Raw genomic sequence first — 21,047 nt, forward strand, 5'->3', positions numbered from 1 at the left:
TTCCTCATGTCCGCGATTCTCCTGAAAGGCGGACCCCTTGCTACTTCTGATTGGTACGGAGGGTGGGGGGCAGGTCAGCTCACCACCACGCCCATTGAACGCAGCAGCACCAGGTGGTTTGAAGCCTGCTCCTGCCAGCTGGCTTCGGGAGGCCAACTCCCATCTTCAGTACTGCACCACAGGTCTGCCGCCTGTGTTCGTGACACACACACCACTGCTGGCCCTTGCGGCTTTGCTTCATCTTCGGGTCGCGCTCACCGCTGCTGTTCTTGGTCGAGCTGAGCGCTGCAATCAGGGTGGCGTCCACGACCGTACCGCTCTTGAGCATCACGCCCTTGGCGCACAGCAGGTCCTTAGCGGTCTGAATCGCCCCGGGGCAATTCAGTGAGTTGTTCACTGTCATGACCTGACTGACGCTCCACGCGCGGTGAGTCGAGCCCAGCGTTGAGCTGGCTGGTCAATACGTTCAGGGCTGCCAACGCGTGCAATTCGAGCTCCGCAGTGGCCGTGCCGTCGCTTGTCGAAACATCAAGCCTGGTCAATCGCGCACCAGGGATGACGACGCTCTCCAGCGATGCGAGCAACTCGTCCAGCGGGAACGAAGCGGCTAGCGCGTTCCATTAGACGATCCAGAGCAATCCAGCTTTGATCCGGTAGGCGCCGGTTTTGTCACATGACAGCCAACATGTTTCACGCTGCTATCAAAGTACCCATGTCGGTGCGCAGGCATCAACGGGTGTCGGTTCACCTTTGGACCATCAATCAATTTGGAGCAGACGATGAGAACCCTGAAGGCAATGATCACCACGGTAATGGTCGCGATGTTTTCCCTTTCGGCTCACGCCGCCTTTCCGGAGGGTCAATGGAACAACCACTTCCGTTCCATTGTCAACGGAGTCGAGTACTTCCATCAATTCTGTCTCAAGGCCGACGGAACTTGGTATGCCACCTCCTACCCCGGCAGCGGACGTTGGACGCTATCTGGCTCGAATGTGCTGATCAATGGCATGCACAGCGACATCGGCATGGCTGAAGCTCATGCACTCAAGAAACAGGGGCCCTTGGCGATGAAGGGATTCCTGCAGCAGTGGATGCCGGACGACACCTATACCGACTTCTATGTGGCCGAATGGAATCGCGTGAGCCTGTCCGAGAAGAAGTGCGCCCCGGCATTTCCGTCGCCAGCAAATTGAAGCACTCCGGCTTTGATAAAGGCTCCTTGCCCGTTACCTATGGATGGGCGAGTCGGCCAAGGGAGAGGTCGAGGAACTGCTGGGCGGGCAGATGGCTCGGGGCGCAGCGATCGAGCACTCGGAACCAGCCCAGGTAGTGGTGCTGGTAGGAGGTGGCTACGCCGCGGAAGCGTCGCAGCCAGCCCTTGAGGCGCGAGTGGTTTGACGTTCTGGATATGCCAGGCGCCGCGAACGCGTGGGCCGGTCGTCATGTTCAGGGCCTGATGCTCGATGCCCATGGCGCTCGCCGCAGTGGCCATGGCCGAACTGCCGTCGGTGCACAGCACCGCATCCGGGGCGAGCACCGCGGCGAGCGAGGCCAGGATCTTGCGCTTGGATGCGCGCCCGAGGATGAAGTCGGTGCAGCCCCCCCGAGCGGTCCCTGGCCACCAGTACGGGCACATGGTCGTCGCTGGTGCCCCGGGTGCTGGCGTGACCACCACGGCGACGGGGCGCACGCCCGCTCAGGCGCTGCCCCTTGGCCGAGCGCAGGATGAAGGTCTCGACGGGCCTCGGCGATGCCGCTGAGCCGCGCCGATTTGGCCTGCTGGGCCAAGCTGAGGAAGCGATGACGCCAACGGAAAGCGGTGCTCGGCGACACCTGCAGGCGCTCGGCCGCTAGGTGCACGCTCAAGCCTTCATCTTGCACCCGTGCCTGCGCCAGCCACTTGTGGCGCTGGCGCAGCCGGGCACGTAGCGTGGCGGTCAAGGCATTGAAGGTCTTGCCGCAGCCTCGGCACTTGTAGCGCGGCAGTCCGTCAGCCTGCCCATTGCGCACCACCCGCTCGGCGCCGCAGTGAGGGCAACCGGGCTTGGCCGTGCCCGTCTGATCAATCTGGGCGAGCACCTGCTCGTGCTCGTCCGGCGCATGCAACTGCGCCATCAGCGCCTGGCGCTGCCTGGGACTGGACTCACCCAGACGCTCCAGCCACCGCTTCCAGTCTTGCTCCAGTATCGCGGTCTCCAGCAAACCCGGCTTGACGCCGTATGCCTGTCGCATTGCCGGGTCACTGGCTCATGGCGTGCGCCCGTCACGACCTACCAGGCAAAGAGCCTTTCGGATGGCCGCTCGGTCTCCAATTTCGCAACCGCCATCGACCGGTGAGAACAGCGCAGTCAGCACGCTCAACCGGCATAAACACGGCCATGCACACGGGCACGTCCGTAACTTCGTTCCCTGCCGCATGAGATTCGTCGCACGAGACCCTGCCAGCGCCCCGTTTCAGGTTCACTGCTGATCGGCGGTGATTCAGCGCGAGCCGGCACCTTCGCGTCGGCCATGGATCCCGTTGCAGACGCGAGGGGAACACCGTGGTCGAACAGGGGCAAGTGCGACATGCCAAACGCTGGCACCGGATGCTGGGCTGGACCTTGGCCTGTCTGCTCATGGTGATTGCCGGGTGCGGCGGCGGCGATGGCGCGTCCAACCCGGACCCGGGACCGGTGGCCCGACCGGTCGCCAGCATCAACATGCCGAGCAGTGCCACTGCCGGGTCCACCATCACGGCCGACGGCACCGGCTCACGGGCGATGAATGGAGGCACCTTGACGTTTCACTGGCGGCTGGTCGGTCCAGCTGGCAGCAAAGCGGTTCTGGATCGGCCTGCCGACGCACGGCCCAGCTTCATGGCCGATCAGCCGGGCACTTACCAGGTCGCCCTCCGGGTGGAAGAGGCCGCTGTGTCCAGCGACGAGGTCACTCGCGATGTGACCGTGGCCCCCTTGGGCAATGCCGCGCCGGTGGCCCAGGCGGGATCGGATCAGGAGGTGCCCTCTGGGGCCCCCGTTTTCCTGGACGGCTCTGCCAGCTACGATCCCGACGGCGACCCGATCACCTACGTTTGGTCGGTGCAGAGTGCGCCGCCAGGGGCTTCTGCTGCCTTCTCGTCCCCGGCGGCGGTGCGCCCTGGGTTCTTTGGCAGCGCGCCCGGTACCTACGTCCTGGCGCTGGTGGTCACGGACAGCCGAGGCAACGCGAGTGTCGCCGCCTCGGTCCGGATCACTCTGCAGGTGGCCCAAGTGGTCCCCTTGGCCAATGTGGTCACCGCCAACACGGCCGAGGTCGGGCGCGAGGTCGCCTTCGACGGGTCCGGCAGTACCTCGGCGCCGGGTTTGACGCTGTCCTATGCCTGGACGCTGACCGCGCGCCCGGCCACCAGTGCGGCGCAACTGAACGCCTCCGGAAGCCTGGCCAAGTTGATCGTCGATGTCGAGGGCACCTATGTGGTGAGTCTCGTGGTCAACGACGGCACCCGCAGCAGCGCCCCGGCCACCGCCTCAGTGAAGGCAGAGCGCTACAACCTGGGCACGCTAGGGCTGGCTGGCGTTTGGCAGACCGTCGAAGACGTGCCTGTCGATGTCGCCTTCTTCGGTCAGCGCGCACCGAACGTGAACAGCGTGGCGCTGTCCGGTCGCGGGTGCAGCAAGGACTACGCACGCTCCAACAGCACGCTGGCCGTGTTCAGCTGTCAGGCACCCCACGTCGACTCGGGGACCGACCGGTTCGACTACCTCAGCGTGACCAGCACCGATACACCGCAGGGATGGCAGTCGGGCCCGATCTACACCTCCAGCAGGGCTTACTGGCGCAACTACAACGGCGAGCTCTATGTCGAGCGCTTGGCAGCCTACGTGTTGTCCGATCCTGCGATGCGGGGCGTCATGGTGCAGATGATCCCCAATGCCCTCAGCGGCAACTATGGCGACATCAACTACCCGCAGCTGTACTCGGCCATCAAGCTCAACGAAGCACTGTGCCCGAAGGTGGCCGACCGTGACTGGACTTACCAGTGCCCCCCCCTGCCCTATGGCACCTATGCCGTGTCCTTTCTCTTCGACGGCAACACGCGTTACCTCGCCGGCCAGGCCTACCTGGTGAACATCTCCAGCGACCAGGGCCCCATCGGTGGCGACACCATCAACGGCATCTGCGGAAGCTCCGATGGCAAGGTGCTCTCGACGGCCCCCACCAACGATCTGTGTGTCTCCGGCACGCCCAGCGCCCTGGCCGGCAGCGGGCCTTGGACCTGGTCTTGCACAGGCAGCGGCGAAGGGCATGCCGATGCCAACTGCCGCGCCAACTACGCTCCGCCGGCGCCGAAACCCCAGTGATCGTGACCGCCGCCGACTTGATCTCCCGCCCCATCCACACCTTGGAGAACGCCATGCAACAGCCTTTGTCCGTGCCCCCCGATTTGCTTCGTCGCCAGAGCCTGATCGTCGCCGGTGGGTCGACACTGCTGGCCTTGGCGGGCTGCGGCGGGGGCCAGGAGGACCTCAGCCAGCGCGAGCCGACCGAGCTCCAGCCGCCCCGCCTGGACGGCGGCCGATCGCTGACCCCAGGTCTGCGCCGCCGAGCCCTGGATGTCGGCAACGAGCGCCAGAGCGTCCTGCTGTCACGCCAAACCCCGACCTGGGTCTACTACACCCAGGACACCACCGTGGTCGATGATTTCCGCTGGTACATCAGCCCGCTGCACCAGGGCAACACGCAGGTCGGGGCCTATTCGCTGGGGCCCATCGTCCAGGGCGAAGCCAGTTGGTGGACGGTGTCTTCTGACGCCATCACCCTCAGCCAGAACGGTGCTCAGATCACGGTGCGCGGCAATCTGGACACCGATCCCTCCGACAGTTTCTACGACATCGGTCGCCACCTCTGGCTGAGTGATGCCAGCATCCACCGCGACCGCCAACTGCTCCAGGGCGATTCGGTTCGTGCCAAGTGGTACTTCTTTCAGGCGCCCAACGGTTACTGGTACATCATCCCCGACCCTCAGTACGCGCCGCCGACGGCGCCCTTGGTCAAACGCTTCGCTGAGCTCAACGGAAAGTACAACTGGGTCGACGTCGATGGCAGCGGTCAGGTGGCCCTGTTCAACTGGGACCAGGGCTCACCCATCCTCCGCTTCAGCCCGGTCACCGGCTACGCCGACGCCAACGTCGGGCTGCGGCACAACATGGATGGCCAATACGGCGCCCAGTGCGTGGATCTGATGCACCACTACATCGACAGCGCCCTCGGCATCGCTTACCCGCACGGGTTCACCGGCGACGCCTACAGCATCTTCCAGAATGCCCCCGACAGCAGCACCCGGGAGTCGTCGATCTACGGCACTGTCACATTCCAGAAGGTGATCAACACGCCCAGCGCCGTGCCCGAGCCCGGCGACATCATCTTCTGGAGCAGCCCCGATCCGGGCCACGTGGCGATCGTCATCGAGGCGGACATCAACCGCTTCCAATCCCTCGACCAGAACTGGGTCAACCCTCCGTCGCCGGACGGCACTCCGGCTGCACGGGTGGAACACAACTACCACAACGTCGCGGGTTGGCTCAGTCCGCGCTGGTGACAGGACGGGCGCCACAGGCCATCAATGGCGCGGCACGTCCGGTGGCTTCGTCGCCATCCATGGCGGCTTCGTCCGAACCCGGGTACCGGGTGAGCGCGTCTCGACAGACTTCGGTTGCGCCCACTCAACCGGTGGGCGCCAACCTTGTCCGCGGCGGAGCCTGATCGTCCCGTTGTAGGGCTGTACCTCCCTCACACCAGGAAACTTCATGATTACGCGCCATGCCCTCGCGCTCATTCTGAGCGTGGCCAGCCTGTCGGTCTCGGCCAAGGTTCTTCCCAAGTCGCTGGCCTTTGACGGCGTCTGCGATGGCCTCATCAACATCACGGTGTCGGACACCGGTTGGGTCACGGCCACGCACGACTACAGCGATTGCCCTCAGTCGTACAACTCGACAATCCTGGGCGGTGTGCCGGCCAAGGCCGTTGCCGGCGTCGCTGGCCGCGCCGTTTCCTTCACCGAAGCCTCCTACGCCGACTGGGGTTACACCTTCGCCATGTACGTCAACGCCGACCATACGCTCGAGTATGCCGTGGTCGAGTTGGGCGGTATCGGCTATGTCGGCACCTGGACCGAGGGCTATCCTAAGGGCAAGCTGCGGGCAGAGAAGACGCTGTTCCAGACGGCAGTTCCGTCGCATCGCTGAGCAAGTGCGCCAGCCGCGACGCCTCACCGACCACTGGTCTGGGCCGCAAGTCGCCCTCGGGCCGCGCTGGCGCCGCGCACTGCGGTAACGGCGGGCAGGCCACGATCCGGTGGCATGCCCCGCAGATGCAGGAATCCAGTTCATCCCGCAAGAGCGCGTCGCCCACCAGGACGGCCGCGCGGCAGTGCGGGCAAGTGATATAGCCCTCTCTCATGCCAGGCAGTCTCGGCACCTGACGCTGCGATTGGCACAAGTGAGACGAAGCCGCCAAACGACGCCATGAAGCCATCGCGGTGCACCCGTGCAACGCGCGACGTGAACGGTGTGGCCTTCAAACCTAGAGGCGCGTGACGGGACATCTCCCGTGCCTGTTGCTCCGGTTCAGGCCCTCTTGTTGGCAGCGATCACCTCGGTAGTCGCTGCTTCTTTTCTTTCACACATCGAACCGCGGCCGCGCCTTTTGAGGGGGTGCTGCAGGCGCCTCGTGCCCTCCGGCCTGACGGTCGTCGCAAACCGGATGCCGACGCTGGTTCGACGTGCAGATTGGAGGCCCTGACAGCCACCGAATCAACGTGAACACAACGTCTCAACTTCTTGCCGCCCTCTTGGCACTGTCGCTCGAGGCGAGTGGCCAAGCCCGACCCGACCAGGTGCTCAGCGGGCCCGCTGCGCAGCAAGCCTTGGCGCAGCCATCGTCCGCGGCATGTTCCCCACTGGCATCCGGCATCTACGTGTCGGTTCACGGCGGAGGCCTGACCTTGCTGCACGCGCTCGACGTCAGTGCCCGAACGGTGACCGACCAGGATGGCCAGCATGGTCAGATGGACGGACCGGACGATCTGTGTCGCCACACCCTCTCGTACGCGAACGGCACACAGGTTCGGCTGGTGGCTCTGGGCCGCCAGATCTGGGCCTTCAGTGTCCGCAGCCCTGACGGCTCCGAGGCCCAGGCCTCGGGCCTGCTGGTGCGTCGCCCGCCCTCCCCTTTGCCTCTGGCCTCGCTGGACCAGGTCGCGATGCGTGAGTACCCTGCTCATCGGCGCGCCGGGTTCATCGCGGTGGACCAGGTGATCAATCCCCGGCTCGGGGGGGTATGCCCGATCGATGCCCGCGAGGCCGGTGTGCGTCGTTACCACGCTGCTTCCGATGCGCATGGCTACATCGTCGTGCTCAGCAGCGCCCGCAGGGGCGTGGACTGTCTGGGATGGCTGCCCGTCGCGCAGCGCTTGGCAGACGAAGGCGCGTCATGAGTTGGGCCTCTCCATGGGCCGGCGGTGCAAGCGCCTTGGTGGCACCTTGCTTGGTCGCGCCCCCTGGCGGCCGTTGACTCCGGAGGACCCCAGCCGTGCTGCGCGCCTTCAGGTCCACCGTGAATTGCCTGCGCTGGAGGCGCTGTGGCGCCGCCGTCTGTGGCAGCCTTCGCTGAACATCCTCAATGCTGCGGGGTTCCGGGCCGCGTTGGCCAACCAGCAGCGCCACCAGACGTCGGTAGGGCCCGCCTTCAAGTCGTTGGGTCTGCGCCTGCTGCCCGTTCCGGCTGAGCCGGCGGGGCTGTCAGAGACCCTGCTGGACGCCGCCTTTGACGCCCTGTCTGCTTTCACGCACGAGGCCAGCGTGCCGGTCTTGGGTTTGTCGGCTCAGGGGGACTTGGTGCTGCTGTTGCGGTCAGACGCGCAGCCATCGCAGCTCTGCGCCGTGGTGGACGAGTTGATGCTCCATTCCCGCTGGCGCCTGGACGCCCACCGCTGCGCGGCGATCGAGTGGCGGCCCGACGTGGTGCCGGCGGCGCTGATGGACCGCCTACGGCGCCTGCTGGATGAAAGACCCGAATCCGGCGACGCGTTCGGGCGCGTCTGCCCATCTGGTGTCGGGTTCGGCCCAGCCGCGCTGGGCCCGGCCATCGTGGATCGGCGTTGGCATGCATCCACTCGGTTCGCCGATTCGCCTGCTGCGGCGGGCACGCCTCTCCGCCCGGCCTCCTGGCACCAATTGTCGGAGACCCTCATCCGCACTACCGCCGAGTCGCTGGCCAGGGCTGCCAGGGATCAGGCATGTGACGGTCTCCCCCGTCTTGTGCGGCTCGATCCTTTGCTTCTGGAATTGCCGCAGCACCGGGCGATCTGGAGCCGCGCTCTGGCGCGGTGGCGCGTGGGTGGGCCAGGCGTGCGCGTGGTGGTGGATGCGCAGGCCGCGAGCCACCGCAGCCAGGGCTGGCGTCAACTCGCCCACGCCGCTCGTCAGCAGGGCATGGCCGTTGGCCTCAGCGGCGTCGGGGTGCTGTTCGGTGCGCTGCGGCAGTTGCCGAAATTGCGCCCGGATTTTGTGATCCTCAGTCCCATGCCGGCAGTGTCCACACTGCCCTGGGCAGAGGAGCCTTCACAAGGCCTGGCGATCGAGGCGTGGGCACGTCGCAGCGGCGTGGCCGCGGTGATGCACACCGTGGAAACCCCTTCCCAGGCCCTGTCGCTGTGGCAACACCACCCGGAAGCCCTGGTGCTGTGCCCGGGGAGCGTTGCGCCCTGAGGCTGCGGCTGGCAGCCCCTTCACGACTGGGGCTCAAGGGTGTGCCACCTCGGTGGTCCGTGGCGGGTTCAGCGCAGCGCGGTCCCGTGGATCGTCCATCACCATCCCGATGCGGGGCTGCGCGGTCTGACGGGCGACCACATTGAGAGCTGCCAGCAGCGTCAGCTGTGCAGGGTCCTCGCGGTGCAAGCCCTCGGTGACGCTGCGATCCAGCAGCGCTTCGTCCATGGGCCGGCAGTGGAGCGCCTGCAAGTCCTCTTCGGTGCGCCCCAGCTCGTGCACGCCGATGCGGCAATGGCAGGCACGGGCCAGGTGGGCCAGCTGGGTGTAGCCATCGGCGCAGGCCAACGCATCGCTGGCGGGCACGCTCAGGCCCAGCAGGCCCCGCGGGGGTTGCAAGGCCCTCAGGGCTTCCAGGATCCGACGGCGGGCATGGGGCTGATGCAGGACTTGGCCGGGCAGGCGCACCGCGCGGGGCTGATCATCCTGGCGGGTCCCCTCGGCAGCCAGTGCCACCCAGGTGGCGCAGCGCTCTGGCAGTGCCATGTCGGCCATCGCGCGTCGCAGGGCGGGATCCGGCTCGCAGAGCCAGGCCACCATCTGACCGTCCAGGTCGACCATCGGCTCCTCGTGCGCGCCGGGACGGACCTTGGTCGGCCAACGCCGGCAGTAGTTGGACAGTGCATCGGCCAACTCGCTGGGCTTGTCGATGGTGACTGCCGGCAACTCGGCATCGTGCAGCTTACCGAACAATTGGTGCAGCCGGGCCATGCGCTCCAGCGCCCAATCGTAGGGCCCCAAGGGCACGGCGACCACTGCGGCGGACCAGCCTTTGGCAATTGACGGCACCACCGAGCGGGCCGTCGAGAGCAAGTCCACGGCGGCATGGCGCAGGAATGGCGTGGAGGGCACCACGGTGGCCAGCATGCCCTGACCGATGGCGGCCACCATGGGTTCGCCATGGGCGTCGCGCTCCAGACGAGCCTGGGCGGCGATGAACTGAAGTGCCTGTGCGGCCGTCTGACGGGCCTCGATGGCGGGTAGCTCGGCCGGGGGCAACAGCGCCAGGCCCACGAGGGCGCTGGGGCCGTCGTCCACGCTGTGGCAGCGCCTCAGTTCAGTGGCCGCAGGCCCAAGCAGCCAGCCCATGCTGTGCAGGCCGGTCGCCTCGTCCAGCGCATGGCCGCGCCAGGCCTGCACCAGGCGATGCTGGGCGGCCAGCAGGCGGCTCTGCTCGGCACTGCTGTTCAGGAGCAGGAGCCGATCCTGGGCGCGGGTCTCCCGTGCTTGGTGCAGGCGCGCTCTTGCCGAATGTGTGGCAAGTGCCAGGTGGCCGGGTGGGGGGGCGGTGTGGGTGTCGATCATGGCGGCGGGCTCCCAAGGACCAGTGCATTGCCGTGATGGTCCAGTCCCCACCGGCTCGCCAGACAGCCATGCGACAAGGCGGCGGGCGCTGGCATCCAGGCTCCCGTGACGCGGTACCAGACTCCGGACCGGCTCCATCCGGTCTCCGCCTGAGGGCGGGACGCCTGTGGCATTGGTCACGCGGCCTGCCGCGGGATGGCTTCACCGTGCCCACCAACTGCCGACAACGAGGGTGGATCCCCCGCCATGGCCCGGGGCCCCGTCGTGTTGCGCATCGGTCGGGCAGACCGCGCAGGCGTTGTCGGCCATCTGCGCGCCGCGCAGCCTCCAGGGAGAACTCTGATGCACCGCACCCCCCGCTTTGCCACCTGTGCCGCTCTTGTTGCCATGGCCGCTGCGCTGGCTGCCGGCCCCGCCAGGGCGGCCAACTCCGGCACGCTGCATTTCGTCGGCGCACTGGTGAACCCCACCTGCCTGGCCTCGGTGCAGCGCGAGCACGGCCATGACCGGCTGGAGCTGGCCCGCTGCCACGCGGGCACCGCCCACAGCCAAGCCCGCCAGGAGCGGCTGGACACCGAGACGCTGGCCAGCCTGCCGCTGCAGTCGCTGGGCGTTCAGCGCGGCGCCGGCAGCGTGCAGGCGCCGTTGGGCGCGCTCGATGGCGGCCTGCTCACCTACGCCTCTCAGTACGAGTGAGGCCGCCCAGCGGCCAGCCGCCTCAGTTGTAGACCAGGTTGAACGTGGCCAAGCCCTGCACTGCGCCTGCGGTGGCGGCGCCGGTGGCGATGTAGCGCACCTGGTAGGTGTTGCTCAGGTTCTGCCCCGGCGTGGTCACGACGCCCAGGGGGCTGTGCGCGCCGTTGCTCACCGGCGTGTTGCTGCCGTCCAGGATCTGCGGGGCCACCTGACCGGCCGGCATGCCGGTGGCCGTGTTGCGGATGAGGTTGGCTGCGCCGTCGGTGGCAGGTTGACGGTGAAGCTGCTGGCCGTGAGCGTGCAGCTGCCGGTGCGGCGGATGCGGACCGTGCCGGGGTTGAGCCAGCTCGTGCCGCCCAATTGAGCGGCGCCCCAGCCCGCGTAGGGACCGCCGACCGAGGTCCTCACCGAATTGCCCAGGGTGCCACTATTGGGGGCTGGCGTGGCGCACACCACGATGCGTGCCGGCTGGGTGACCGTCAGCAGGCAGCTGCCGGCAGCCGCGATGCCAAAGCGCACCACGTGGTAGCCATTGCTCGTCAGGCCGTTCACGCTGCACCAGGCCGGGTTGTCGACGTTGGCGGTGGGGCTGGTCAGCGCCTGCAACTGCAGGTTGGGCTGGTTGACGAAGTAGTCGTTGGGCCCACCACCCATGGCCGCGTGTGTCCACAGGCTGGCCACGCCGCCGGCGGCGCTGCTGCAGGTGGCGCTGACCGTGAGTGTGCCAGTCCACAGCACGGTGCCGACCACGGCGCCATCGGGCACGCCCAGGCGCGTCAGCGCCGGGCTGGCCACCAGGGTGGCGCCGGTGCAGGCGGCCTGGGCGCCCAGGCTGGCGGTGCCGGCCAACCCAAGCGCCCAGGGCAGGCGCCACCGGCGCCGGGCCGGCCATGCCATGTCACGAGCCCCGCGCGTCAGTTGTAGACCAGGTTGAAGGTGGCCACACCCTGTACCGCGCCGGCGGTAGCTGCCCCAGTGGCGTAGTAGCGGGCGCTGTAGGTATTGTTGAGGTTCTGGCCTGCGCTCGTGACGGTGCCCAGTGAGCTGTAGCTACCGTTGCTGACGGGCGTGTTCGAGCCGTCCAGGATCTGAAGCACGACGTTGCTGGCCGCGCCGCTGGAGGCGGAGTTCGCGATCTGGTCCGCCGCAAGGCCTTGGGTGAAGGACCAGTAGGCATTGACGTTGTAGGTGCCGCCAGGCCTGGTACAACCGGTGAGGTTCAGGCTGAACGGCGTCGCACCTGCTGTTGCCCCTGCGACATTGAGCACGCCAGGACTGGTGGCCGGTAAGGTCACCGTTTGATTGGCGTCGCCGGGCGACAGGGTGCAGACGCCGGTCGGCACCAGCACGCCGCCTGTTGGAGCCGCATAAATCGGAGAGAAGTAGTCAGAATGCTGAACCCAACCCGGCACAGTATTGTAGGCTGGGGGGTACTTCATCTGACTTCCGAGCGATCCGGAGGTCGGCACCGGCAACGCCTTCACACGAATCGATACTGGCTGGCTCAGTGTGATCCTGCACGTCCCATTTGTTACAGTGTAGGTGAAGTTCGTTAAGTAGTGATAAGGAGTTGTAGTTGCGTAGTTGAAGCTGCAAGTCGTTGGCGTGTCAATAACGTAGCTTGGTGCTCCCGTCGCGATCAATTCCAAGTTCGGCTGATTCACCCAGATATCGGAGTACCCGGGCGTGCCCGCATAGACCATGATGTTCCTGGCGACATTACCTGCAGTTGGGCAGCTCGACACGACGGTCAAGGTGCCAGACCACAACACCGTTCCCACGGTGGCAGTTGGCGGCACGCCAATCGTCGCCAGTGAGGGGCTGGCGGTGATGGTTATCGAGCCTGCCGCGCAGTTGGCGAAGGCAGGGGAGCATGTGAGCGTACTGAGGGCCAGCGCGATGCAAGCGATTCGTGCCGATTGCACGGCCAACCACAGCGCGTTGCCCAATTGAAGAGTAAACGCACCGAAGCGCCAGCCTTGAGTTCGGGTATTCATTTCTAATCCTCGTGGGTAACCCAGCAACACTTGCACGCCCAACTTAGCGGGTGCCGAAAAACTAAGGGTGCGTGACTGATCGGGTGAACCAGCTTTACCGCGCTGGCAGAAGGTGGCCCAGCAAAAGTCGGTGAGCCAAAGAGGGTTCGACCTTTGCATCGGTATCCCATTTGATGCTGCACTGGACTTGCTCGTCACGGGTGGAGTCAGCCACCGGCGTCGCGCAGCGCAGGGAATTGCCCTGGGAATCAGTCCACTCGGCCACAAGGCGTTGATCGCCCTGACCGGTTGGCGACAGCCGCAGGTAGGCCGCGCCCCCCTCGCCTACCACGGCTTGCCAGTCGGGCTGGCCCTCCACCTGCACCATCGCGCCCTTGGGCAGCGGCTGGCCCTGGGCATCTCGCAGGCTGACCTTGACCCGAGTTAGCGGCGCCTCGGCAGCACGCTGCGGGGCGGCGGCCGGAGGGGTAGATGGCGCAGGCGATCCGCCGGCGCGGCAAGGCAGCGTCAGCGTCACAAAGCCCTTCTGCTCGGTGCGCTCGGGCAAGGTGTAGTCGATGGCGCACACCTCCTGCGGCGCGTTGCCCCAGCGCACCTGCAGCTGACCATGGGTCTGGCTGAGGTGCACCTGCAGACGGCTGGCCTGGCCCACGGCCCCCACGGTGGCGCCCTGGGCGTCGAGCACGCTGGCCCCGAAGGGCAAGGCGCTGCCGTCCTCGCGACGGGTATCGATCAGCACGCTGCGGCCAGGGTCGCGCTGGAAGCGCAACATCACCACCGCACCGGCGGTGGGGGCCACACTCTGCTGGGTGTCCTGCATGTGAACATCCAAAGGCGCCTCGGACATGTCCAGGCGCAGGTCGTTGCGTTGGTACGGCACCAGGTACGGCAGGATGGTGTAACCCTGGCGATCGGGCGCGGCAGCGAGGTTGTCGCCCAGGCGGATGCCTTCTTGCGCCCCCTCCACCTGCACCACGCCCACGGTGTCGCCCAGCTCGGCGGCCATGGTCAGGCCCTGCGGGTGCAGCACCAGGCCACCGGTCACGCTGGCGCCGAACTGGCTGGCCCCCTGGGCCCGTCCGATCGATGCATTCAGGTTGGCCACCGGCGTGCGTGTCTGCCCGGAGGCATAGACCGCCTGGCCATTGGCGGTGCGCAGGGCATCCAGGTTGTAGGTGGTGGTGTTGCCCTCACCTGCATTGCCGAAGTAGCTCAGGTGCTCGGTGTTGCCGCCCTGGCTGCTGTGGGAGATGGCGGCGCTGGCTGTGCCGGGCAGCTTGCTGCCCCAGCCGTCCAGTGGCAGCGTGATGCTGGCCGCCACGGTGTTGCTGCTCGAAAAACCGCTGCCGCTGGACTCGCGGGCCAGCGTGAGGTTGAACATGGCGCTGCCCAGGTTGCGTGACCAGCCCAGCTGGTAGGTGGTGAGCACGCCGGGCAGGTTCCAGAAGCTGCGCCGGCTGCCCTGGGCATAGACATTGCCCCACTCACCCAGCCCTTGCGAGACGTTGAACAGTGCGCGTGTGCGCTCGCGCGGCAGGGGGCTGGCGGGCGCCAGAGGCGCGTCGAGCAGGTTGGCGGCAGCCACCGCATCGGTCAGGCCGTAATAGTGCTCGGTGGAGTAGCGGTAGGCTGCGAACGACAGGTTCGTGCCACTGCCACTCAGCACCTTGGACCAGGTGCCGCGCAGGCTGGAGCCGGTTTCGCGGCCCTGGCCAGGCAGTGTGGTGGACGAGGCCGAGACGTCCAGACCCCAGGCACCCCAATCGGTGTTGAGCCCGGTGCCCACCAGCGCCGACGCATAGTGGGTGGCCAGTTGCAGGCCGGCGTTGAGGGTGACGGTGTTGCTCAGGCCGTACTGCCACTCGCCCTGGGCCACCTGAATGTTGTCGCGGGCGGCGCGGTGCTGGCCAGCATACAGGCCGTAGTTGAGGTGGCCCTCGCGCAGCAGAGCGGGCATCGCCGAGAACGCCAGCGTGGATTGGTGGCGGCTGCCGTCCGCCTCGAAGACGGTGATGGTCAGGTCGCCTCCGAAGCCGGTGGGGTACAGGTCGGTGATCTCGAACGGGCCCGGGGGCACGGTGGTTTCGTAGATCAGCTGGTCGTGCTGGCGCACCTCGACACGGGCGTTGCTGTTGGCCATCCCGCGGATCACCGGCGCGAAGCCGCGCTGCGACTCGGGCAGCATGCGCTCGTCGTTGACCCACTGGGCACCGCGCAGCGCGAAGCTGTCGAACAGGCGGCCCGAGGTGTAGCTGTCGCCCAGCGTGACGACGGACTTGCTGTCGATCAGGTTGTGGCGCAGGTAGGTGTTGAGGCTGCCGTAATGGCCGTTCTGGCCGCTGCCGGTGGCGTAGGCGCCGTTGTGGCGGAACTGCCAGCCCGCGGCATTGGCGCCGGCGTCCAGGCCCAGGTAGGTGCTGGTGCTGTCGGTGCTGCCCCCCCGGGTTTCATAATGGCTGGCCTGGTAGCGCAGGCGCCCGGCGGGCACACCTTCGTCCCAACTCTCGGGCGGCACTTCACCGCGGGACTGACGCTTGAGGTAGGCCTGCGGCACGCTGAGCGACAGTCGCAACTCGCCCACGGCAAACGCCGCCGTGGCGCCGGGCACCGCCTGTTCCAGGCTCAAGCAGGCGGGCGCTGCACCAGGGCCGCGGCCCAGCAGCGCCAGGCCCTCCGGGCTCAAGTGCTCGTCGGCCACGCCCAGGCGCTGCAGCAACTCGCGGGGCATGCACACCACCGGCTCGTCGCCAGGCCGCGGGGAGGCCACGCGCAGGTCGAATCGGCCCAGCCACGTCTGGTTGAACTCGACGTCGGCACGGTAGTTGCCCGGCAATGCCCCCTGGGGGCGGTTGAAGCGGGCCATGTCGATCGTCGTGTTGGCGGCCCCCATCAGCAGGTTGCGATCGAAGTCGGCCCAGGCGTTGGCGGCAGCCGTCTTGACCGCCGAGCCGGCCGGAGCGTCGGCGGCCCGGGCCGTCAGCGGGCTGGCCAGCGCCGCCCAGGCCGCGGCCATGGCCAGGGCCAGCGGGTGCAACGCAGAGCTGGGCGCGCGCGACCGGCAATGCCAGGTCAGGCGGGAGGGGTGGTGCTTGTCGGTCATGGCGGTCTCGGTGGGGCCAGGCGCGGGCGGCAGATCAGGGCAGCGCTGCGTGGTGATCCAGGAAGGCGCCGTAGTCGTTGATGGCCTTGAACTGCACGCCGCTCACAGGCGTGTTGACTGGCCACTTGAACTGAAAGCTGCGGCTGCTGCGGGGCTCGACCATGCCGGCCACGGGCTCAGCGGCCTGGCCCTGGGCGGTGCTCTGCGGCGCCACGTCCACCAGCGAGGCGTTGAACGGCGTGGGGTTGTGGACCGTGATCGTCAGCTGATCGCCAGAGACGCTGTGCTGCCAGCGCAGCTGCTTGACGACCGACTCGGCCGGATCGTCTCCGGCCAGGGCGGCCGGTCGCAGGAACAGCTTGATGCGCGTGCGCAGCGCGAACTGCAGGGTGTTCTCGCTGGCCGAAGCGTCGGGCTTGGGCGGGATCTCAAGGACATTGAGCCAGTAGACACGCTCGGTGGCGTTCTCGGGCAGCGGTTGGCCGGTGTAGACCAGCCGCAGCAACTGGGTCTTGTCGGGCTCGACACGGAACATCGGCGGCGAGATGACGAAGGGCACCTCCAGGCGCTCGACGGCGGCCTGCGCGTCGCCAGCGTCGATCCAGGCCTGCACCAGGGCGGGCTGTACGCCGCGGTTGGTCAGTTGCACGCTGACATCGCGGGCATCAGCCCGGTAGACGACACGGGTGCCGCCGATCACCACGCTGGCGTGGGTGGGTGCCAGGCAGGCCCAGGACAACAGCGTGACCAGGCAGGCTCGCAAGAATCGGAAGGAGAGGGACTTCATCGCAGACTCGGACAGGGGGGGGCGCACGGGACACCGGCGCCGGACCGCCGTGAGGCCGCCCGGCGTCCGGCGCAACTCAGTTGTAGACCAGCGAGTAGCTGAACGTGCCGCTGAAGCTGCCGGACGTGGCCACGCCGGTGGCGTAGTAGCGCGCGTTGTAGGTCTGGGTGGCGGCGCCGCCGGACAGGTTGGTGGCCGTGGTGCCCTGGCTGCCGTTGTTGGCGGCCATGTTGACCACGCCGCCCGCGGCGGTGGTGATCTGCACGTCCACATTGGCGGCGGTGCCGGTATTGCCCACCCGGCCGCTGGCATTGACGCTGCCCGAGCCCGGCTCGAAGTAGGTGTTCATCGAGGTGGCGGTGCCGGTGCAGGCGCTGACGCCAATGGTGAAGGCGGTCTGGCCGGCCGTCTGGCCTGCGGTGGCCAGCGCGCTCTTGGCCACGGTGGGCAGGGTCAGCGTGAAGTTGGGGCTGCCGCCACCATTGCCGCTGATGGTGCAGGTTTCAGCGGAGACGGAGCCGTTGATGGTGACGGTACCATCGGCGGCGGAGGCGGCTGAGCTGGCCAGGACCAGGGCCAGAGCGGCGGCGCTGAGGAGTTGGGGCTTGTGCATCATGGTGAAAGAACCATTGAAGGGGGGGATCAGGAAGCAGGCCGGGCGGCCCAGCGGCTGCCCGGCCGGCGGGATCACTGGTAGACCATCGAGAAGCTGATCGCGCTGGCAACCGAGCCGGCGGTGGTGGCACCGGTGGCGTAGTAGCGGACGATGAAGTCCGAGGTGGAATTGCCGCCGGTGACCGCCGCGGAGTTCACGTTCTGGCTGCCGGAGGGCTTGCTCAGATCGATCACGGTGCCCGACTTGTTCAGCAGCTGCAGCTGCGTGTTGGCGGCGGTGCCGGTGCTGTTCAGGCGCCCGGAGCCGGTGTCCACGTTGGCGTTGGACTCGAAGTAGGCCGTGGCCGTGGTGGCGGTGCAGGTGGCGCCCGTCGTGCTGATGGCGAATGCCGTGTCGCCGGCGGTGAGGCCCGTCGCGGCCAGCGTGCCGATGTCCAGGGTGGGCAGCGTGATGGTCTGGTTGGCCGAGCCCGCCGTGACCGTGCAGGTGGTGCTGGTGAGCGCACCGTTGAAGGTCAGGGAGCCGTCGGAGGCCTGGGCCGCCATCGGGAGGGCGGCCGCGGCAGCCAGTGCCACCAGGGTGAGGATCTTCTTCATGTATATCTCCAATCGCTGCGCGTGGATGGGGTTGGGTGGCGGTTCCGGCGCAGGTATCGGCTCCACCACAACGCCACAGACCGGGTGCGTTGGACGCCGGTGAAGGATCACCGTGTCTCGCGGCGTTGAACGAATGGTTTCGTTTCCGGGGGGGTGTCAGCCGGAATTCGGACAACAGCCGGATTTCGCGGAACGAAGCGCCCGTGGCTGGCAAGCAAACTCCAGGCGACGAGAACGGTGCTTCAGACACCGCCGGCGGCCCTGCCGTCGGCATGAGCCCTCGGCACCGGGTAGGCATGCAAGCTCCCCCAGGGTGACGCTCCGTCCCGAGGTGTGGTGCTTCCCGGGCGCGAGTCGATGCGCATTTGCGGCGTCTGGTGGCTGGTTTCGGCGGCTTGGTTCCTCTAGGTGGCGGCCTCGTCGGGATGCGGGTTCGTTGAACCTGGCGGCACGTAGCCTGCGCGGCGCGGTTCCGGCCAGGACCCCTCCGGCCCAGTCAAGTCCAGCGCGACTTGGTCGATAGGCCTGGGAGAACCGTCTGGACTGCCGGCCAGCTGGCCACGTGTGCGCTTGTTCACGCCCACACGCGGGCATGGCTCGTCAGCGATGTACCACCCCAGCTCAATCGGATACCCCATGCACGGATGGACGCGACGCCTGCTGATGGCGATGACCTGCCTGTTGGCTGCCCTGGCGCAGGCTGCTCCTGGAGTCGGCCCAGGCAGTGGCGGCGACACCTGGCCGCTCTGGTACGAACAAGCCCAGCGTGCGGCCCTGCAGGCGCCCCGGGCCCTGATCACCCAAGCCCGGGCGGAATGGGAATCGGCCCGTCAAGGCACCGATCCGGTTGCCCGTGCCCAGGCCTTGATACGCATGTCCGAGGCCGCCCAGCTCTTGGGCGTCACCGAGGTCGTGACCGTGCGGCCCTTGGTACAGGCAGAACTGGCGCGGCCCGCAGGCGCCACTGGACTGTTGAGGTTTCTGTTGGAGACCGAGGCCTGGGGCATGGGTATGCAGGTGGCTGATGTGGCCGAGGCGGATCGGCACCTGCAGGTGATGCAGTCCGATCCTCTGGCCCAGACCCCGGGCCTGCCCAGGGTCATCCTGCTGCTCTCTCAGGCCATTCGTCAGATGCTGCTGGCGGGTGAGGCCGGCAAGGCCGTGGAAGCGTTGAACGAGGTGCTGCCGCAGACAAAGTCGGACACCATGCGGGCGCTGGTCCTGGCGGCCAAGGCTCAATCGGGCGTGGTCTCCACGGTGACAGGCCCATCCGCCCGGAATGCAGACCGCGCGAGTCTTGCCGAGGCCATGAATCTGCTGCCGCCCGACACCTATCCCTACTTTGGCATCCAGGGTCTGATGCTGCGGGCTCAGCTCAACCAGATGGACCAAGCCTTCGCCGCGGCATTGGCGGATTACCAGCGCGCGCTGGCACTGGCGGAGCAACAGCAGTCGGCCTATTGGGCCAATGTGCTGCGATCCATGATTGCCATCGATGCCAATCTGTTGGGCGACTACCGTCTGACGGTGGACACGGTCCAAAGGATGGACTTGAACCAGTTCTCGGTTGCCGAGCAACTGGCGACCCATATGGCCTGGGCCGTGGCGCTGGCGGAGCTGGGAGACCGCTCTGCGCTGGTGCACCTGCAGCAGGCGCAGAAGCTGGGTCAGCAGGTGGACATGGTCGGACAGAACTTCAACCTCCACACCGATGCCGCCCGGATCTACCACGCCTTGGGTGACGACAAGCAGGCATACCTGAGCATGCGGGAGACCGAAAAGCTCCGTACCGAGCGGCAGCGTGCCGCGAATGAAAAGCTGCGCCAGGATGCGCAGGCGCGCTTTGATGTGCAGAAGAAGGAACAGGAGAATGCGCTGCTGAAGGAAGAGCAGAAGCGCCTGGACGAGCGGCGGCAGCTGGTGACAATCGGGCTGGTGGTGGCGCTGGTGGTGGCGGGGGTGATCCTGCTGCTGCTGGCGGTGCAACTGCGCCAGAAGCGCCAGCTGGCACGACTGTCGCAGACGCTGCAGGCGCGTAACGCCGAGCTCGACGGCCTGAACCAGTCGCGCACGCTGATGATCGCCGCGGCCTGCCACGACTTGCGTCAGCCCGCCCACGCCCTGGGCATGCTGGCCGACCTGATGGCCGCCGAGGACGACCCGGCGCGGCGCCAGCAGTGGCTGCACAACATCCGGCGCAGCAGCGCGACGCTGTCGGACATGCTGTCGATGCTGATGGACTTGGGCCAGCTCGAGGGCGGACGCTACGAGCCGGTGCTCAGCAGCTTCGATCTGGCTGAAGTGGTCGAGGACGTGCGGTTGCAGTACGGCGAGCTGGCACGGCGCAAGGGTCTGCGCCTGGAGCTGCCCGAGGGGGTGAGCGCCCGGGTGCATGCCGACCTGCACCTGACCCGGCGGGTGCTGTTCAACCTGGTGTCCAACGCCATCAAGTACACCCCGGCGGGCCACGTGAAGGTGGGGATTGAGCCGCAGGCGCAGGGCGTGGAGCTCAGCGTGGAGGACAGCGGCGTGGGCATCCCGCCACACCAGCAGGAAGACATCTTCCGGCCCTACGTGCGGGTGGATGAGGCCGGCCAGAGCAGCGGCCTGGGCATCGGGTTGTCGATCGTGCGGCGGGCGGCGGATCTGCTGCACTGGCCGCTGGCACTGCGCTCGGAGCCGGGCCATGGCACGCGCATCAGCCTCACGCTGCCGGCGGCGGCGCCCAGCGAGCAGTCGGCCTCCGCGGCGCAGCGGGCACTGCCCACCGGACGCACGCTGGCGCTGATCGAGGACGACGAGGTCTCACGCGGGGCCATGGCGGCGCTGCTGCGCTCGTGGGGGGTGAAGGTGATCGATGCGCCCTCCTCTGCCGAGCTGCTGCCGCAACTCACCGGTGCGGGCGCCGAGGTGGACCTGGTGCTCAGCGACCTGCATCTGGAAGACGAGAGCGGGCTGGACAACGTGGCGCGGGTGCGCGGCGCCCTGCACAAGCCCGAGCTCAAGGCGATGCTGGTCACCGGCGACCTCAGCAGCGAGGTGGCCCAGGTGGCCGAGCAGCAGCGCATCACCCTGGTGCACAAGCCGCTCTCGCCCACCCGCCTGCGCAGCCTGCTGGCCGAGGCCTTGACGTGAGCCAA

The 21,047-nt window shown here is 67.4% G+C and carries 16 protein-coding genes and 2 pseudogenes; 8 read left to right on the top strand and 10 right to left on the bottom strand.

The features are described from left to right. Positions 1-211 precede the first annotated feature (211 nt). Positions 212-346, bottom strand: a pseudogene (locus KAK07_RS22585) (IS5/IS1182 family transposase); the annotation flags it as partial. Between the two features lie 433 nt (positions 347-779). Here KAK07_RS22585 and KAK07_RS22590 point away from each other — a divergent pair. After that, a complete protein-coding gene (locus KAK07_RS22590; RefSeq protein ID WP_210803101.1) occupies positions 780-1,193 on the top strand; it encodes a hypothetical protein in 414 nt (137 codons plus the stop codon). 37 nt (positions 1,194-1,230) lie between these two features. Here the strand turns inward: KAK07_RS22590 and KAK07_RS22595 are convergent. Next, a pseudogene (locus KAK07_RS22595) lies at positions 1,231-2,187 on the bottom strand (IS1595 family transposase). Between the two features lie 401 nt (positions 2,188-2,588). On the opposite strand from KAK07_RS22595, the gene KAK07_RS22600 reads away from it, so the two are divergent. The 5 genes from KAK07_RS22600 (at position 2,589) to KAK07_RS22620 (ending at position 8,750) form a co-directional block, all read left to right on the top strand. After that, positions 2,589-4,343, top strand: a complete 1,755-nt coding sequence (locus KAK07_RS22600; RefSeq protein WP_210863358.1) for a PKD domain-containing protein — start codon at positions 2,589-2,591, stop codon at positions 4,341-4,343. 2 nt (positions 4,344-4,345) lie between these two features. Then, on the top strand, positions 4,346-5,581 hold the full coding sequence (locus KAK07_RS25880) for a CHAP domain-containing protein (RefSeq protein WP_210803099.1): 1,236 nt from the start codon (positions 4,346-4,348) through the stop codon (positions 5,579-5,581). Between the two features lie 208 nt (positions 5,582-5,789). Continuing rightward, positions 5,790-6,227 (top strand): hypothetical protein, encoded by a 438-nt coding sequence (locus KAK07_RS22610; RefSeq protein ID WP_210803098.1) that lies wholly within the window; start codon positions 5,790-5,792, stop codon positions 6,225-6,227. A 758-nt stretch (positions 6,228-6,985) separates the two neighbouring features. Next, entirely contained in the window at positions 6,986-7,477 is a 492-nt protein-coding gene (locus KAK07_RS22615; RefSeq protein ID WP_210803097.1) for a hypothetical protein, read from the top strand. Between the two features lie 124 nt (positions 7,478-7,601). Beyond that, on the top strand, positions 7,602-8,750 hold the full coding sequence (locus tag KAK07_RS22620; protein WP_210803096.1) for a hypothetical protein: 1,149 nt from the start codon (positions 7,602-7,604) through the stop codon (positions 8,748-8,750). Between the two features lie 33 nt (positions 8,751-8,783). On the opposite strand, the gene KAK07_RS22625 is transcribed toward KAK07_RS22620, so the two are convergent. Beyond that, positions 8,784-10,253, bottom strand: coding sequence for an EAL domain-containing protein (locus tag KAK07_RS22625; protein ID WP_210863360.1), 1,470 nt, complete (start codon positions 10,251-10,253; stop codon positions 8,784-8,786). A 204-nt stretch (positions 10,254-10,457) separates the two neighbouring features. Between KAK07_RS22625 and KAK07_RS22630 the strand changes: the two genes are divergently transcribed. After that, on the top strand, positions 10,458-10,811 hold the full coding sequence (locus KAK07_RS22630; protein ID WP_210803094.1) for a hypothetical protein: 354 nt from the start codon (positions 10,458-10,460) through the stop codon (positions 10,809-10,811). A 22-nt stretch (positions 10,812-10,833) separates the two neighbouring features. Here KAK07_RS22630 and KAK07_RS22635 read toward each other — a convergent pair whose 3' ends face one another. From KAK07_RS22635 to KAK07_RS22665, 7 genes are all read right to left on the bottom strand, one after another. Continuing rightward, positions 10,834-11,019, bottom strand: a complete 186-nt coding sequence (locus KAK07_RS22635; RefSeq protein WP_210803093.1) for a hypothetical protein — start codon at positions 11,017-11,019, stop codon at positions 10,834-10,836. Next, on the bottom strand, positions 10,980-11,708 hold the full coding sequence (locus KAK07_RS22640; protein ID WP_210803092.1) for a hypothetical protein: 729 nt from the start codon (positions 11,706-11,708) through the stop codon (positions 10,980-10,982). The genes KAK07_RS22635 and KAK07_RS22640 overlap by 40 nt, the downstream gene beginning before the upstream one ends. Before the next feature lie 17 nt (positions 11,709-11,725). Next, on the bottom strand, positions 11,726-12,808 hold the full coding sequence (locus KAK07_RS22645; RefSeq protein ID WP_210803091.1) for a fimbrial protein: 1,083 nt from the start codon (positions 12,806-12,808) through the stop codon (positions 11,726-11,728). Positions 12,809-12,902: 94 nt separating this feature from the next. Then, positions 12,903-15,908, bottom strand: coding sequence for a fimbria/pilus outer membrane usher protein (locus KAK07_RS22650; protein WP_210803090.1), 3,006 nt, complete (start codon positions 15,906-15,908; stop codon positions 12,903-12,905). A 34-nt stretch (positions 15,909-15,942) separates the two neighbouring features. Then, complete coding sequence (locus KAK07_RS22655; RefSeq protein ID WP_210803089.1) at positions 15,943-16,695, bottom strand: fimbrial biogenesis chaperone; 753 nt, start codon at positions 16,693-16,695, stop codon at positions 15,943-15,945. Positions 16,696-16,771: 76 nt separating this feature from the next. Next, positions 16,772-17,311 carry a fimbrial protein gene (locus KAK07_RS22660; RefSeq protein WP_210803088.1) on the bottom strand — a complete coding sequence of 180 codons (540 nt, stop codon included), beginning with the start codon at positions 17,309-17,311 and terminating at the stop codon, positions 16,772-16,774. 71 nt (positions 17,312-17,382) lie between these two features. Beyond that, positions 17,383-17,907, bottom strand: a complete 525-nt coding sequence (locus KAK07_RS22665; RefSeq protein ID WP_210803087.1) for a fimbrial protein — start codon at positions 17,905-17,907, stop codon at positions 17,383-17,385. Between the two features lie 606 nt (positions 17,908-18,513). Here KAK07_RS22665 and KAK07_RS22670 point away from each other — a divergent pair. Next, positions 18,514-21,042, top strand: coding sequence for an ATP-binding response regulator (locus tag KAK07_RS22670; RefSeq protein ID WP_210863362.1), 2,529 nt, complete (start codon positions 18,514-18,516; stop codon positions 21,040-21,042). Positions 21,043-21,047: the final 5 nt, after the last annotated feature.

This window comes from Ideonella alba, from assembly GCF_018069875.1.
Taxonomy (GTDB): Bacteria; Pseudomonadota; Gammaproteobacteria; order Burkholderiales; family Burkholderiaceae_C; genus Ideonella; species Ideonella alba.

Coding starts and splice junctions, on each gene's coding strand:
- KAK07_RS22655 (WP_210803089.1), bottom strand. CDS start 16,695: ATGAAGTCCCTCTCCTTCCGATTCTTGCGAGCCTGCCTGGTCACGCTG.
- KAK07_RS22670 (WP_210863362.1), top strand. CDS start 18,514: ATGTACCACCCCAGCTCAATCGGATACCCCATGCACGGATGGACGCGA.
- KAK07_RS22630 (WP_210803094.1), top strand. CDS start 10,458: ATGCACCGCACCCCCCGCTTTGCCACCTGTGCCGCTCTTGTTGCCATG.
- KAK07_RS22640 (WP_210803092.1), bottom strand. CDS start 11,708: ATGGCATGGCCGGCCCGGCGCCGGTGGCGCCTGCCCTGGGCGCTTGGG.
- KAK07_RS22600 (WP_210863358.1), top strand. CDS start 2,589: ATGCTGGGCTGGACCTTGGCCTGTCTGCTCATGGTGATTGCCGGGTGC.
- KAK07_RS22645 (WP_210803091.1), bottom strand. CDS start 12,808: ATGAATACCCGAACTCAAGGCTGGCGCTTCGGTGCGTTTACTCTTCAA.
- KAK07_RS22650 (WP_210803090.1), bottom strand. CDS start 15,908: ATGACCGACAAGCACCACCCCTCCCGCCTGACCTGGCATTGCCGGTCG.
- KAK07_RS22660 (WP_210803088.1), bottom strand. CDS start 17,311: ATGATGCACAAGCCCCAACTCCTCAGCGCCGCCGCTCTGGCCCTGGTC.
- KAK07_RS22665 (WP_210803087.1), bottom strand. CDS start 17,907: ATGAAGAAGATCCTCACCCTGGTGGCACTGGCTGCCGCGGCCGCCCTC.
- KAK07_RS22590 (WP_210803101.1), top strand. CDS start 780: ATGAGAACCCTGAAGGCAATGATCACCACGGTAATGGTCGCGATGTTT.
- KAK07_RS22625 (WP_210863360.1), bottom strand. CDS start 10,253: ATGGAGCCGGTCCGGAGTCTGGTACCGCGTCACGGGAGCCTGGATGCC.
- KAK07_RS22610 (WP_210803098.1), top strand. CDS start 5,790: ATGATTACGCGCCATGCCCTCGCGCTCATTCTGAGCGTGGCCAGCCTG.